Genomic DNA, 12,156 nt, shown 5'->3' with positions numbered 1-12,156 from the left:
CAGCGCTCCATCTGCATGTTCGCTGTTAGGTAGCCTGAAGTTATGACTTTTCCTCATCTGCCCTCATCTTTGAGCTTGGCAAACAGCACTGCATTAATCACGGGTGCGGGGAGCCCAACCGGTATTGGTTTTGCATGTGCAGTTGCGCTGGGAGAACTCGGTGCCCGCGTTATTGTGACGGGCACCACCGAACGCATTCATGAGCGAGTGGCTGAGTTGGAAGCTCAAGGTATTGATGCCCTCGGGATTGTCTGCACACTCGAGAGTGAAGACGGGGCAGCTTCGCTGTCAAAAGCTCTTGCTGATGTCTCTGCTCAAGCTACCATCCTGGTCAATAATGCCGGGATGGTGACAGTTGGGGATGACACTATTGCACAGGGCGGCATCGAAATGTCAACAAGTCAGTGGGAAGCTACGTTGGCGATGAATCTCACCACGGCATTTCATGCCACCAGGGCGGTTGTTCCCTTCATGCGCTCAGCCAAATGGGGACGCATCATTAACATCAGCTCCATTTCAGGTTCGTTGATGGCAACACGTGGCGATGTGGCTTATGCCGCAGCTAAAGCGGGAATGGTTGGCTTCACGCGTGCTCTTGCGGTGGATGAAGCTGCTCACGGTATCACCGCGAATGCGGTGGCACCGGGGTGGATTGCTACTGGATCTCAATTGGAATCCGAAGCCGCCGAAGGGCGCGTGGTTCCTGTACTGCGCAGCGGCACTCCCGCGGAGATTGCCTCTGCCGTGGCATGGCTTGCTTCCCCGGGCGCCAGTTACATCACCGGCCAGGTCATTGCCGTTGACGGCGGAAACACTATTGGTGAAGAACGGATACCTCAGGCGTGAGCGCAGCTAATCCCGTTCCACCTACCTCCGTTGAGGTTGACTACACCCCAGGCCCCGTGATTTCCACCGCTGGACCATGGACGCCATTGCTGTGGGATATGGATGGGACCTTGCTGGATTCAGCTGTGGCCATCGTACGCAGACTGACAGAGGTGCTCCTGCATTTTGGCGTGACCCCTCCACCGGCAGACCAGTTGAGATACCTCATTGGTCCCCCGACCGGCACTTCACTGCAGCGATTTATTGCCCCGGAACATCTGGATGAGTCTCGTGCCTACTACCGCTCACTTGCAGAGCGAGATGGCCTGGAGGATCAGCATCTCTTTCCATGGATTTTGTCCACGCTCAAAACGCTGCATGAGGCCGGATTCCCCATGGCTGTCGCCACCAGCAAACCTCAGCATGAAGCAGAGCGTCTGTGTGAGGCGTATGGCATGGCTGAATATTTCTCGGCCATCGTTGGCGGAAATGAGAAGCGTCAAGACAAAGCTGCTGTTATTGCTGAGGCACTTAAGCAGCTGGGAAATACCAACGCCCTCATGATTGGGGATCGTTTCTATGACACCGATGGTGCCGCGCTCAACGGCATCCCCACTGTTCTGGTGCGATGGGGCTATGCCCACGAGAAAGAATTCGCTGGAGCTATGGCAACCGTCGCGAACGCGGAGGAACTGCTCAACTTGCTCATGCAGAACAACGAAGTAGCCTAAAACTATGCGTCTTGTTGTAGCCAAATGCTCTGTTGACTATGCCGGTCGACTGAGTGCACACCTTCCTCTGGCAACACGAGTACTCATGCTCAAACAAGATGGCTCTCTATTGATTCACTCAGATGGCGGGTCCTACAAACCGCTGAACTGGATGAGTCCACCCTGTTCACTCACCACACACGAGCCTGAAAAAGATCAGGCTGACGTGGGAGTGACCGAAATTTGGCGCGTCACTCATGCCAAGACAGCAGACATGCTCGTTGTGAGTATTTATGAGATTTACAACGATGTTGAACATGAACTTGGTGAAGATCCCGGGCTCATCAAAAACGGTGTGGAGGCAGAACTACAGGAACTCTTAGCGGCACAAATTGAACTCCTCGGTGAGGGGTACACCCTCGTCCGCCGCGAGTACATGACCGCGATTGGGCCCGTGGACATTCTTGCTCGTGATGAGAAAGGAAACAGCGTAGCTGTAGAAATTAAGCGCCGGGGCGAGATTGATGGGGTTGAGCAACTGACTCGATACCTGGAACTCATGAACCGTGACCCCCACCTGGCACCTGTGACGGGTGTCTTTGCTGCCCAGGAAATTAAGCCTCAGGCCAAAACGTTGGCTGAGGACCGCGGCATTCGCACCCTCATCTTGGATTATGACGAGATGCGCGGTGTTGAAGACAAGCACGGCCGCTTGTTCTAGAAGCACTCTGGATGAAAACCCTGCCAGCTTCGTTCACGTTCGCAGGTTTGCGCCCTAAGCTTGCCAAGTTATGAATTCTGTAGTTTCCCGCACTTGGTCAGCTGTCCTCTTCGATCTGGACGGCACCATCCTCGACTCCGCTCCCGGCATCATCGATGCTCTCACCGACACGTTTGCACACCTGGGACTTCCCGTTCCAAGCCGTGAGGAGTTCATGGCGTACATCGGTCCTCCTTTGCTGTCCTCCTTGCAGGAACGAGCTGGATTGTCAGAAGAAAAGGCGCGGGAAGCGCTCGCGATTTATCGCAACGACTATCGCCGTGATGGCGCATTCGATTCAGCTATCTTCCCTGGAATTGTGGGTTTGCTGGACTCCCTGCGTGATGCGGGCATTCCTTTGGGCATTGCAACCAGCAAGCCACAGAATCAAGCCCAAGCAATCTTGGATCACTTTGAGCTCAGCCCTTACTTCACTGTGATCGCTGGTGCTTCTGAGGATGATGCCCGCACTTCTAAAGCTCATGTGGTCGGTCACGCCCTCGCTGAGTTGGCCAAAGCTGGCGCTGACACGTCCCAAGCCGTGTTGATCGGTGACCGTATCTATGACGTTGAAGGTGCAGCTGCACACAACGTGCCCACGATCATTGTTGAGTGGGGTTACGGCTCCCCTGCAGAAGCTGTCGGAGCAATTGCGACCGTTTATTCAGCAGATCGCTTGCGAGAGCTGCTTCTGGGTTAAGCGGCGTGCTCTGCTACCTGCTTCTGAGGAAGCGTCGCAATGAGAACGGCCACAAATATCAGTGCTGTGCCGGCAAAAGTGGATAGCCCCAAAGGGTGTCCGTGAGAATTCACAGAGTCAAAGACGATCGCCATAGTCAGCTGGCCGGCAATAGTTCCGAGGCTCAGCAGCAGCACACCGATTGATCGAACAACGACAGCATTTGCTGCAATAAAGACGATGCCGATAGGTCCGCCGGCATATAGCCACCATTCGCTGGGAAAGCTGGTGGGGAAACCTGTTTGGACGACACGAATGGCTGTAGCGATGAGCAGCACCCCTGTTCCAACACCAAAGTTAATAAACGTGGAGCTCCAAGGAGTTCCCGCCGAGACTGTTAGCCGACCGTTCGCTGCCTGTTGCCAGGCCACGGTTGCCCCAAAAATTAATGGCATAACAAGCAAGAACAAGCCTTCGGCCTGAATGGGTTGACCCATTACTCCCACTACGACAGCAACTAGACCGAGCATTGCACCTAAGACTCTGTTGAGAGTAAGGGGTCGTTTTCCGGCAGGGCCGATACCCCAGACATCCAACAACAACGAGCCGATAGTGAGTCCCGCTACAAAGGCCACCGTGAAGAGGGCAACACCGGTGAAACCAATCACGATGGACTGGGAAAGAACATATCCAGCACCTGCGCATCCAGCCAAGGTGAACCACCATGGAATGGTGCGTTGCTTGATGTCAGCAACAATACGTCCGTAGCCTTGCCGCCCACGCTTAAAGGCCAGCATGATGATGCACAGCAACACAAACCCAGACCCGAAGGAAATGCTGGCGGCAACAAAACCGTTGTCGAGATCAACGGCAAGTTCACCGTTGAGGCGAGCTTGGGTTGTCATGAAGCACCCGGCAATGAATGCCACGACCAACGCCAACCAGGTCGGCAGTGCCGAAGAGTGCTGGTGACCGGTCATTGTTAACAGACTAACGGCCCCTCCCGTATTCGGGAGAGGCCGTCTGTCTTGGAGGCCGTGAGAGAAATTACTTCACGTTGACAGTGAAGGTAACTACCTCTCCGGTGGTCTTGTTGGTCAGTTCAACCTGAGTTGATCCTGCCTTGGTGCCCTGGAGTCCAGGGTTGAGGACTGCATCGCCGGACTTACCGCCAGCGGTGAAGGCCACCACAGCAGGGTCCTTGATGACTGCAGACCAGTCAGCTGGGTCAGTGTCACCGGTGGTGATGTCCACGAATGCACCATTGTTGATGTCAACGGTCTGTCCGTTGACGGTTGCTACGTCAACGATGGTGGGGGCAACGACCTGGCTGGTTTCGCTGGACTCGTCTGCGCCCGATGAATCTTCATCTGCTGCGCTTGAGCAAGCTGCGAGGCTGAAGGTTGCTGCTGCAGCAAGAGCTGCAATAGCTCCTGCCTTTGCGATTTTGTGGTTCTTGATCATGTTGTTTCTCCTTGGTGTAAAAGTCTTTGTGCTGTGTGAGCTGTTGTGCTCATAAGACAACGTTAGCTCTGTACCATTCGTTTAAGTTGGGATTCAGCTGTGTGTAGTCTGGGAGTTTTCTGAGTGATAAATGGGTGGCGTTAACGAAGAAAGGGCGCCCCTTTCGGGGCGCCCTCATACTTCAGCAGAACTACTTGAGAAGAACCTGGATGTTCAGCTCGCGTGGGTCCTCACCAGCGAAGGTGAAGGTCACGGTTGACTCACCGCCAGAGAGTGCCAACAAGCCTGCAGAGAACTGAGTGTCGTTCTCATAAGCAGCTGCGGAGTACTCCACGACCTTAGGGTCTGAGATAGCAACTTCAACTTCACCGTCGTTGATGCCGCCATAGTTGATGTTGACAACCTGGCCAACAACCAACTCAAGAGTCTGGCCGTCGATCTCCTGGTAGTTGATTTCGATGGGTGCAACGATGTCGCCACCGATGGTGGTCTCGGTTGGCTCAGGTGCAGGGGTTGCACATGCAGACATACCAAAGCTTGCAGCTGCAGCAATAGCAACAACAGCTACCGCCTTACCAAAAGTGAACTTAGCCATGAAAATGACTCCTTAATTACGTGGGGGATGCGCATCAGTGCGCTCAAAATGATTCTTTCAGCTTGCACCCAGAAAATGAACTAATTTTCTCAAGAGATATTCGTGTCATAAATGGCAAAACCCCCGGCAATAAACCGGGGGTTTGTTCGTGCGCGAGGGGGGACTTGAACCCCCACGCCCTTGCGGGCACTGGCACCTGAAGCCAGCGCGTCTGCCATTTCGCCACTCGCGCGAACTGGTCGAGGTTATCACGGAGCAGTGCCCCTGCGCCATTTGAGCCTAGATGTCGAGAACGAGCTTGCCTGCTTCAGCGCGGGAAACGCAGGGATACATCACGCGTAACCGGTCTTTTTCTTCGTCATCAAGAACAGAATCAAGGTGGATGGGTGTGCCTTCGACAACCCTCACCTCGCAACTTCCACACACACCCTTACGGCAGGAACCAATCAGAGGAAGTCCCTTTTCTTCAAGCGCATCGAGGATGCTTTCTTCCGCATCCACCACGAAACTCTTCTTGCTCTTGCGGCAGTCAACCTCAATAGGTTCGGCTGGAAGTGAGCTGTGCCGAACAAGAGGAACGAACCTCTCCAGGTGCATTCGTTCCGAGGGAACAAAACTGGAGACCGAACTCATCAGAGACTCAGGACCACAGCAATACACCTCGGCAGTGCTGGCCGCGACATTGGCATAAACGTCCAGTGCGTCCGCGTTTTCATCCGAGGCATACACTTCTACTTTTTCGGGATAGCGCTCGAGTAGTTCCTCCACAAAAGCCATAGTCTGTCTGCTTCGTCCAGCGTAGATAAGCTTCCAATTCCTGCGCTCGGGCAATGATTCGATCATTGCCTTGATGGGGGTAATTCCAATTCCGCCGGCGATAAACAAGTAGTCATTCGCGGGTTCCAGCTCAAAGTGATTAAGTGGACCAGAAACCTCTAGGGTCATCCCAAGAGAGAGGTTCGCATGAATCCATTCACTGCCGCCCTCAGATTGCTTTGTCTTCAAGACAGCAATTTCGAAGTGGGATCGTTCAGCTGGATCACTGCACAAGGAATACTGTCTCTGCATGCCGTTAGGTAGATGAAGGGTAATGTGTGATCCCGGATACCACACAGGGAGTTGCCCACCGCCAAGAGGAAGAAGGCGGATGAGTAATACATCTTGTGCGATAGGAATGAGGGAACTCACAACCATCGTGCGAGTTTCAACCTTCTTGATCTCCGGGATGACCTCGCTACTTGGGGACATGTCAACCGATTCGCGTTGAGGCCGTGTTCCTGACGTCTTGGTTCCCACAATGATGCGAACCAGAACAGAGATTGTGGCAACGGCAATCAGCACAATCGCGAGGACCTTGTACCACCAGCTGCTCACATCAGTTCCGCTCCACCCCGCGTGCAGCGAAACCAAGAGAAGCGCGACATAGCTCGAATAGTGCAGCCCCTTCCAAAATGCCCTAGGGAGCAGGTTCATCATCAGCGAAGAACCCTGCACTGCCACGAGAATGTAGAACGCAATAATGCCCAAAGCAACAGCAAGCGGCTTATAGTCGGTGGCGAAGGGCACCAAGGTTTCAGCAATAGAGAACTGAAGCCAACCATCAAGCATGAGCGAGACCATGTGCAGAACAACCATGATGAGGGTCATGCCGCCGAGATAGCGATGAAGGTCTTGCAGCCAGGCAGGGTTGTCGATGCGGCGCATCACTCGGGTGGAGAGCAAAATTCCCCACACCACAGATAACGTCATAAGCACCCAAGCAATCAGTGCGCTTGCTCGCGTGATGTACCACCAAATATGTGGATCATTCATGCGTACACACTCCAATTAGCTGAGGTCCGAATTGTTCTATCCGCGCGAACAATCAATCCTGCTGCTCCCACTGTAGGCAACCAATCGAGAAAGGTCTTTTCGTCATCTACAAAGCCGCGCTTCGTGAGGACTTCGGCCCGGGCGCCTGTGGCAGCAATCACACTCACTGTTTGAGCTGCGCTTGTTGCACTGCGGTGAGTGGCTGGATTAATGAGGTGGTGTTGGTCATCACGAAAACGCTTCTTGAGTTGACTCGAGGTCGCTATCGCTCCTGCTTGCAAGCGAACAATCGAGACATGACTATCTTCATCAATGGGGTCTTCGACACCGAGTATCCACGCGGTGCCATCGGGGGCATCCCCCTTGACGACGATGTCTCCGCCCAGCTCAACCATGACACCAAATGCGCCCTTTTCTAGAGCAAAGTCTGCGATGACATCCGCGGCACACCCTTTGCCGATTCCGCCTGGATCCAACGTTGTGCCTAAAGGCAGTGCAACTGTGTTGTCAGAAAAAACAATTCCTTCCAAATGGCCTGGTGCTTGTGCAGTACTGGGCAGGCTTGAGGTCTTTGTCGGATCCAGAACCGAAGCCTGATACCCCGCCGCCAAAACATCTGGCAGCAGTGTGGGGTCATAGGCGCCCCGAGTAAGAGTATGGCCAGCAATCATCGAGGCGATGAGCTGTCTAGTGAGGGGCGCAACCTCCACGGGTTGGCCTTCTGCCCAATTGAGGCGAGAAATATCGCTCTCCGGGATGAACCTGCTCCACAATTCCTCACAGGTTTGAGCAAGGTCCCAACATTGCTCCATGATGTCCTCGCCACCCCCAACAAGAGTGATGGTTCCATGTCCACCCATAATCTTTGCGGGACGCGAAAGAACCCCGGGCAAGGATTTCGTTTGAGTGAAAGCCGCGCGCAGGGCACTTTTCGAAATGTCCTCGGAAGTCATGACTCTAACCAGAGCCACCAGTTGTTCCGTTGACCACAGGAGCCGCAGGCGCAGCAGGGGCAACAGCGACTGGTGCGGCCGGGACAGGAGCTGCGGGAGCAGGGGCGGGGGCTTCTACCGGTGCAACAGCTGCGGGTGCCTGTTGTTGCACCGGTGCGGAGTTCTCAGCCGGTGCCGCAGGCGCTGCTGGTGCAGGCACTGCCTCAGGAGCCGCAGTAGGTGCAACAGGTTCAGTCGACGACGACGTGGGGGAGCTTGTCTCTGTGGCAACCGGAGCTTGCTGAGACTCCTGGGCGTTAGCGCCAAGCTGGAAGCCAGTAACAATACCCACAAGAGCAACACCCGAAGCAACACCGACCAGCTTGCGTGCTGACTGAGCGGGGTGAACTCGCTTAGTCATCGTCTTCCTCGTGCTCTTCTTCGTGGTCCCCATCTTCGTGATCTTCGTCATCGTCGTTGTAAGTGGTAGCTCCAGGAACCCCCGCCGCAGGTGCTACGCGAGAACCAGATCCGCCAGAAGTTCCATTAACGACGGGCGCTGCGGCAGGTTGTGCCCCAGGTGCACCTCCGCCTGATGGAGCTTGTCCGTTTGCTGAGGTTGTTGATGAACTCGTGCTTGGAGAAGGTGCGGGAGTCGCTGAAGGGTCAGTTGGTGCGGGAGTTGCTGTGGGGTCAGACACAATCGGTTCAGTCGTTGATGACGTGGCGGGCAACAGGACTTCAGTTGCTGAACCAATCTCAGGTGAGTCAAGGCTGGCCAAAACATCTGTGTTTGCAGCCATAGCGGTGGTCGCCGTGCCGAGGACTCCGACGATTGACAGTGTGGTCAAGAGTTGTGACTTCATAGCTTCAACGCTACGAAAAAGGAATTAAAGGCACGGCTAGAGAAAATCCAAGATTTATCCAATTTTCCACAGCATGACTGCTCCTGATAGCAGGGATTTCAGAGGAGAGACAGAATGGAAACATGCGAGTACTCGTGGTGGAAGACGACCAGTCCGTTGCCGACGGCATCCTGGACGGTCTTTCCGGAACTGCTTTCGATACTCGGCACGTCACCACAGGTGAAGACGCGCTGAAAGAACTTCTCTCGTTCGAGCCAGAGATAGTCCTCCTAGATTTAGGGCTACCAGATATGGATGGCACTGAAGTTTGTCGCAAAATGAGAGCAGTTTCTGGTGTGCCCATCATCGTGGTCAGTGCTCGTGATGAAGAAATTGATCGTGTTGTTGCCTTAGAGATTGGGGCAGACGACTACGTTGTCAAACCTTTCGGTATGCGCGAGTTAGTTGCGCGAATTCGAGCTGTCACCCGACGCACCCAACCGGAAGAAACACAACCTGCGCCTGAAAACGACAGGGTCTTTGGTTCTTTGCGCATCGATCTGCGAGCGCAACGTGTCTATCTTGACGAGGAAGAAATACACCTCACTGCTAAAGAATTCGAGCTCGTGGAGTATCTCACCAGTGACCCTGGCGCAGTGTTTAAGCGCTCAGATATTTTGCATGACGTGTGGGATACCAATTGGTATGGCACCAGTAAAACTCTCGATGCACACATTGCTGCCATTCGGAAGAAGTTTGGCCACGCAGGCTGGATTGAATCAGTTCGAGGTGTGGGGTTCAGATTTGAGCAGCCCCAATGAAATGGCGCTTCATTACCGCGTTGATGTCGGTGACGCTGCTTGTGCTTTTGGCTCAAGATATCCCTCTGGGTTTCTATCTCCAGCAGGTTGAACACGACCGAATCATTACTTCCCTCGAACGTGACGCTTTCTTATTGGCTGGCCGAAGTGAGCAGGCTCTGGAAACCTTAGCTACGGAGGATGACAGCGAGCTGATCCAAACCGTTAAGAACTATCGCGATGCCGGTGGCTCTCGCGTGGTAATCGTGAATAAAGAAGGAACCGCTGTCGTTGTCAGCGACGATGACCAAGCAGATTTGGGAACCTCGTATCTCAACAGGCCCGAGATCGCTGAAGCCTTGTCTGGAAAAATCAGCACTGGCCATCGCTTCTCCGCAACCTTGAATCAAGAGTTGCTCTATGTCACGGTTCCTATTTTGAGTGGCTCTGAGATCCTTGGCGCTGTGAGGCTGACCTATCCCGACTACGTGGTGACGAACAAGGTGAACGAGCAAATTGGCTTGCTAAGTGGGGTGGCTCTCATTGCCCTTCTGCTCGCTGCGATTGTGGGATATATCGTTTCGGGAACCATCACAAGAAGACTGCGTCGTTTGCAAGAAGCAACAGAAGCTTTGGCTTCTGGTGACCTCACGGCGCGCGCTGATGAAACAGCGGGAGCGAAGGAAATTCGCTCCCTCGCAGAGTCCTTCAACGACATGGCTGAGCGGTTAGAGCTGTTGATAAACCAACAAAGAACTTTTGCGGCGGATGCTTCCCACCAACTGCGCACGCCATTAACGGCCTTGCGTCTTCGACTTGAGCGGGCACATGACCTGTTAGAAACTGATCCTGGCGGAGCCACTGAGCGCCTTGCCGCAGCGGAGGCCGAGGCAGATCGTCTGAGCAACCTCCTTGAGGGCCTGCTCTTGCTCAGCCGAACAGAAGCTGCGAATGTCCAGCGTGAAACATTCGACCTAGCTGCGCTCAGTCAGGATCGTGTTAATCATTGGAAAGCCCTGGCCGCAGAATCTGGTGTGAAGCTGCGCTATGAAGGCCCTCAGCAGTTGGGAGTGACAGCAGTTCCCAACGCTATCGAACAAATTGTCGACAACTACATCGACAACGCTCTTTCGGTCAGCCCCGAGGGCTCGCGTTTGATTGTGCGAGTTGTCAGCGCAGGTTCAGTTGCCCAACTTCATGTTCTTGACCAGGGGCCAGGTCTGAGTGTTGCTGAATGTTCTCGAGCTTTTGACCGATTCTGGCGAGCAAATTCTGACCGTCATGGAAGTGGCCTCGGTTTAGCTATCGTTGCCCAATTGGCCCGAGCCTCAGGAGGAACAGCACAATTGACTCCCCGACCTGAAGGTGGATTGGATGCATCGGCAACCTTCGGCCTTGCTCAGGACTAAGTAGCCCAGCACCGGCGCGCATTCAGCTTGCTCACAGTGAGCCGAGTACGATTTGGGGAGGAGATTTATCCCCCAAAGGAGACCTGTGGGCATTCTGGACAACCTTGAGCGCGGCCTCGAACGCGTTGTCAATGGCGCGTTCGCGAAGACCTTTCGCTCCGGTCTGCAGCCTGTAGAAATTACTGCCGCGCTTCGTCGTGAACTTGACACCAAAGCGGCAGTGCTCTCCCGTGACCGCATCATCGCGCCCAACCGTTTTGTTGTGCACCTCTCCCCCTCCGACTTTGAACAAATGTCCAGCATGGGTGACACCCTCATTGACGAGCTCACCCGGCTCGTGGCCAAGCACGCGGCAACTCAGCACTACCAGTTCGCTGGGGGCATCAAGATTTCTCTCAAGCAAGACCCCGCTCTTGCTGTGGGAGTTGTTCAGGTCACGTCCGAAAACGTAAGTGGCTCTGTCACCTGGGTTGCTGTTCTAGAAATTGCAGGAAAGCGTTACCCCATCAACAAATCTCGCACGATTATCGGACGTGGAACTGAAGCAGATATCACCGTCGATGACTCAGGCATCTCGCGTAAGCATGTGGAAATCCTGTGGGATGGCACCCGTGCTCAAGCTAATGACTTAGGTTCCACTAATGGCTCCAAGCTCAATGGACACAAACTCGTCTCCTCTGCAGTAGAGGCCGACTCCATCATCACAATCGGACAGACCTCCATCACCCTTCGCCTCCTGCCACAGGCAGCAGGTGAAGAAACTACTTCACCTCCTCCAGCGTCAGCGCCTGGTGGATTCTGGGGTCCACGTGAGTGAGCTCACACTTCTGATCCTGCGCATAGGTTTTCTTGTTGCGCTCTGGGTCTTCGTATTCTTTGTTGTGTACGCGGTACGCAGCGATCTTTTTGGTCAACGTGTTCGTAAACTTCCCACCCCACAACCGGCAAGCACGCCTGGTGCACAGTCTTTCCTTACCTCTGCGCAACCGCGTCTGGCTCCTGAGCCTTCACAAGACATAGCCCCTGCTGATGGAACCCCGCTACGCCTTGTAATCACCTCAGGTGATCTCGCTGGCCAGGAACTTCCTTTGCAAGGTGACGTGATTACTATTGGTCGATCTCCTGACTCCAGTCTTGTTATTCAGGATGACTACACCTCCACTCACCATGCCCGTCTTGAGGTTCGTGGAGGGTCGTGGTTGTTAAGAGACTTGGACTCCACCAATGGAACTACGCTGGCAGGTTCACGGGTCAGCTCGCCTGTTCCTATTCCCCTGAACACTCCCATTACCGTTGGCGCAACAACCTTTGAGGTTCGCCGCTAG

General features: G+C 54.3%; 15 protein-coding genes and 1 tRNA gene. 8 read left to right on the top strand and 8 right to left on the bottom strand.

Translation table 11 applies throughout. The annotated features are described in order from the left end of the window. Positions 1-42 precede the first annotated feature (42 nt). From AINA4_RS00200 to AINA4_RS00185, 4 genes are all read left to right on the top strand, one after another. Positions 43-846, top strand: coding sequence for an SDR family NAD(P)-dependent oxidoreductase (locus tag AINA4_RS00200; protein WP_281786951.1), 804 nt, complete (start codon positions 43-45; stop codon positions 844-846). After that, complete coding sequence (locus tag AINA4_RS00195; RefSeq protein ID WP_281786949.1) at positions 843-1,556, top strand: HAD hydrolase-like protein; 714 nt, start codon at positions 843-845, stop codon at positions 1,554-1,556. The genes AINA4_RS00200 and AINA4_RS00195 overlap by 4 nt, the downstream gene beginning before the upstream one ends. A gap of 4 nt (positions 1,557-1,560) precedes the next feature. Continuing rightward, on the top strand, positions 1,561-2,256 hold the full coding sequence (gene nucS, locus AINA4_RS00190; RefSeq protein ID WP_096382840.1) for an endonuclease NucS: 696 nt from the start codon (positions 1,561-1,563) through the stop codon (positions 2,254-2,256). A gap of 70 nt (positions 2,257-2,326) precedes the next feature. Beyond that, positions 2,327-2,995 carry an HAD hydrolase-like protein gene (locus tag AINA4_RS00185; RefSeq protein WP_281786947.1) on the top strand — a complete coding sequence of 223 codons (669 nt, stop codon included), beginning with the start codon at positions 2,327-2,329 and terminating at the stop codon, positions 2,993-2,995. On the opposite strand, the gene AINA4_RS00180 is transcribed toward AINA4_RS00185, so the two are convergent. The 8 genes from AINA4_RS00180 to AINA4_RS00145 all read right to left on the bottom strand — a co-directional run bounded on the left by AINA4_RS00180 (position 2,992) and on the right by AINA4_RS00145 (position 8,643). Then, entirely contained in the window at positions 2,992-3,954 is a 963-nt protein-coding gene (locus tag AINA4_RS00180; protein ID WP_281786945.1) for a DMT family transporter, read from the bottom strand. The genes AINA4_RS00185 and AINA4_RS00180 overlap by 4 nt on opposite strands. 67 nt (positions 3,955-4,021) lie before the next feature. Beyond that, positions 4,022-4,438 carry a hypothetical protein gene (locus tag AINA4_RS00175; RefSeq protein WP_281786944.1) on the bottom strand — a complete coding sequence of 139 codons (417 nt, stop codon included), beginning with the start codon at positions 4,436-4,438 and terminating at the stop codon, positions 4,022-4,024. A gap of 190 nt (positions 4,439-4,628) precedes the next feature. Further along, the gene (locus AINA4_RS00170) at positions 4,629-5,033 is read right to left on the bottom strand and encodes a hypothetical protein (protein ID WP_281786943.1); all 405 of its coding nucleotides are present in this window, start codon (positions 5,031-5,033) and stop codon (positions 4,629-4,631) included. Positions 5,034-5,182: 149 nt separating this feature from the next. Next, positions 5,183-5,265 (bottom strand) — tRNA-Leu (locus AINA4_RS00165). Positions 5,266-5,312: 47 nt separating this feature from the next. Then, the gene (locus AINA4_RS00160; RefSeq protein ID WP_281786942.1) at positions 5,313-6,845 is read right to left on the bottom strand and encodes a 2Fe-2S iron-sulfur cluster-binding protein; all 1,533 of its coding nucleotides are present in this window, start codon (positions 6,843-6,845) and stop codon (positions 5,313-5,315) included. Beyond that, on the bottom strand, positions 6,842-7,798 hold the full coding sequence (locus AINA4_RS00155; RefSeq protein WP_281786940.1) for an FAD:protein FMN transferase: 957 nt from the start codon (positions 7,796-7,798) through the stop codon (positions 6,842-6,844). The genes AINA4_RS00160 and AINA4_RS00155 overlap by 4 nt, the downstream gene beginning before the upstream one ends. 4 nt (positions 7,799-7,802) lie before the next feature. After that, positions 7,803-8,198 (bottom strand): hypothetical protein, encoded by a 396-nt coding sequence (locus AINA4_RS00150; protein WP_281786939.1) that lies wholly within the window; start codon positions 8,196-8,198, stop codon positions 7,803-7,805. Then, positions 8,191-8,643, bottom strand: a complete 453-nt coding sequence (locus tag AINA4_RS00145) for a hypothetical protein (protein ID WP_281786936.1) — start codon at positions 8,641-8,643, stop codon at positions 8,191-8,193. Before AINA4_RS00145 ends, AINA4_RS00150 begins: the two co-directional genes overlap by 8 nt. A gap of 122 nt (positions 8,644-8,765) precedes the next feature. On the opposite strand from AINA4_RS00145, the gene AINA4_RS00140 reads away from it, so the two are divergent. From AINA4_RS00140 to AINA4_RS00125, 4 genes are all read left to right on the top strand, one after another. After that, positions 8,766-9,443 (top strand): response regulator transcription factor, encoded by a 678-nt coding sequence (locus tag AINA4_RS00140; RefSeq protein WP_281786935.1) that lies wholly within the window; start codon positions 8,766-8,768, stop codon positions 9,441-9,443. After that, the gene (locus tag AINA4_RS00135; RefSeq protein WP_281786934.1) at positions 9,440-10,831 is read left to right on the top strand and encodes an ATP-binding protein; all 1,392 of its coding nucleotides are present in this window, start codon (positions 9,440-9,442) and stop codon (positions 10,829-10,831) included. Before AINA4_RS00140 ends, AINA4_RS00135 begins: the two co-directional genes overlap by 4 nt. 85 nt (positions 10,832-10,916) lie before the next feature. Continuing rightward, positions 10,917-11,648, top strand: a complete 732-nt coding sequence (locus AINA4_RS00130; RefSeq protein ID WP_281786933.1) for a DUF3662 and FHA domain-containing protein — start codon at positions 10,917-10,919, stop codon at positions 11,646-11,648. Continuing rightward, a complete protein-coding gene (locus tag AINA4_RS00125) occupies positions 11,641-12,156 on the top strand; it encodes an FHA domain-containing protein (RefSeq protein ID WP_281786931.1) in 516 nt (171 codons plus the stop codon). Before AINA4_RS00130 ends, AINA4_RS00125 begins: the two co-directional genes overlap by 8 nt.

It is taken from the genome of Aurantimicrobium sp. INA4, assembly GCF_027924525.1.
Lineage (GTDB): Bacteria > Actinomycetota > Actinomycetes > Actinomycetales > Microbacteriaceae > Aurantimicrobium.
Note: the sequence above shows the minus strand (reverse complement) of the source record. Positions and strands in the feature narration are given on the sequence as shown.

Coding starts and splice junctions, on each gene's coding strand:
- AINA4_RS00200 (WP_281786951.1), top strand. CDS start 43: ATGACTTTTCCTCATCTGCCCTCATCTTTGAGCTTGGCAAACAGCACT.
- nucS (WP_096382840.1), top strand. CDS start 1,561: ATGCGTCTTGTTGTAGCCAAATGCTCTGTTGACTATGCCGGTCGACTG.
- AINA4_RS00185 (WP_281786947.1), top strand. CDS start 2,327: ATGAATTCTGTAGTTTCCCGCACTTGGTCAGCTGTCCTCTTCGATCTG.
- AINA4_RS00180 (WP_281786945.1), bottom strand. CDS start 3,954: ATGACCGGTCACCAGCACTCTTCGGCACTGCCGACCTGGTTGGCGTTG.
- AINA4_RS00175 (WP_281786944.1), bottom strand. CDS start 4,438: ATGATCAAGAACCACAAAATCGCAAAGGCAGGAGCTATTGCAGCTCTT.
- AINA4_RS00170 (WP_281786943.1), bottom strand. CDS start 5,033: ATGGCTAAGTTCACTTTTGGTAAGGCGGTAGCTGTTGTTGCTATTGCT.
- AINA4_RS00160 (WP_281786942.1), bottom strand. CDS start 6,845: ATGAATGATCCACATATTTGGTGGTACATCACGCGAGCAAGCGCACTG.
- AINA4_RS00155 (WP_281786940.1), bottom strand. CDS start 7,798: ATGACTTCCGAGGACATTTCGAAAAGTGCCCTGCGCGCGGCTTTCACT.
- AINA4_RS00150 (WP_281786939.1), bottom strand. CDS start 8,198: ATGACTAAGCGAGTTCACCCCGCTCAGTCAGCACGCAAGCTGGTCGGT.
- AINA4_RS00145 (WP_281786936.1), bottom strand. CDS start 8,643: ATGAAGTCACAACTCTTGACCACACTGTCAATCGTCGGAGTCCTCGGC.
- AINA4_RS00140 (WP_281786935.1), top strand. CDS start 8,766: ATGCGAGTACTCGTGGTGGAAGACGACCAGTCCGTTGCCGACGGCATC.
- AINA4_RS00135 (WP_281786934.1), top strand. CDS start 9,440: ATGAAATGGCGCTTCATTACCGCGTTGATGTCGGTGACGCTGCTTGTG.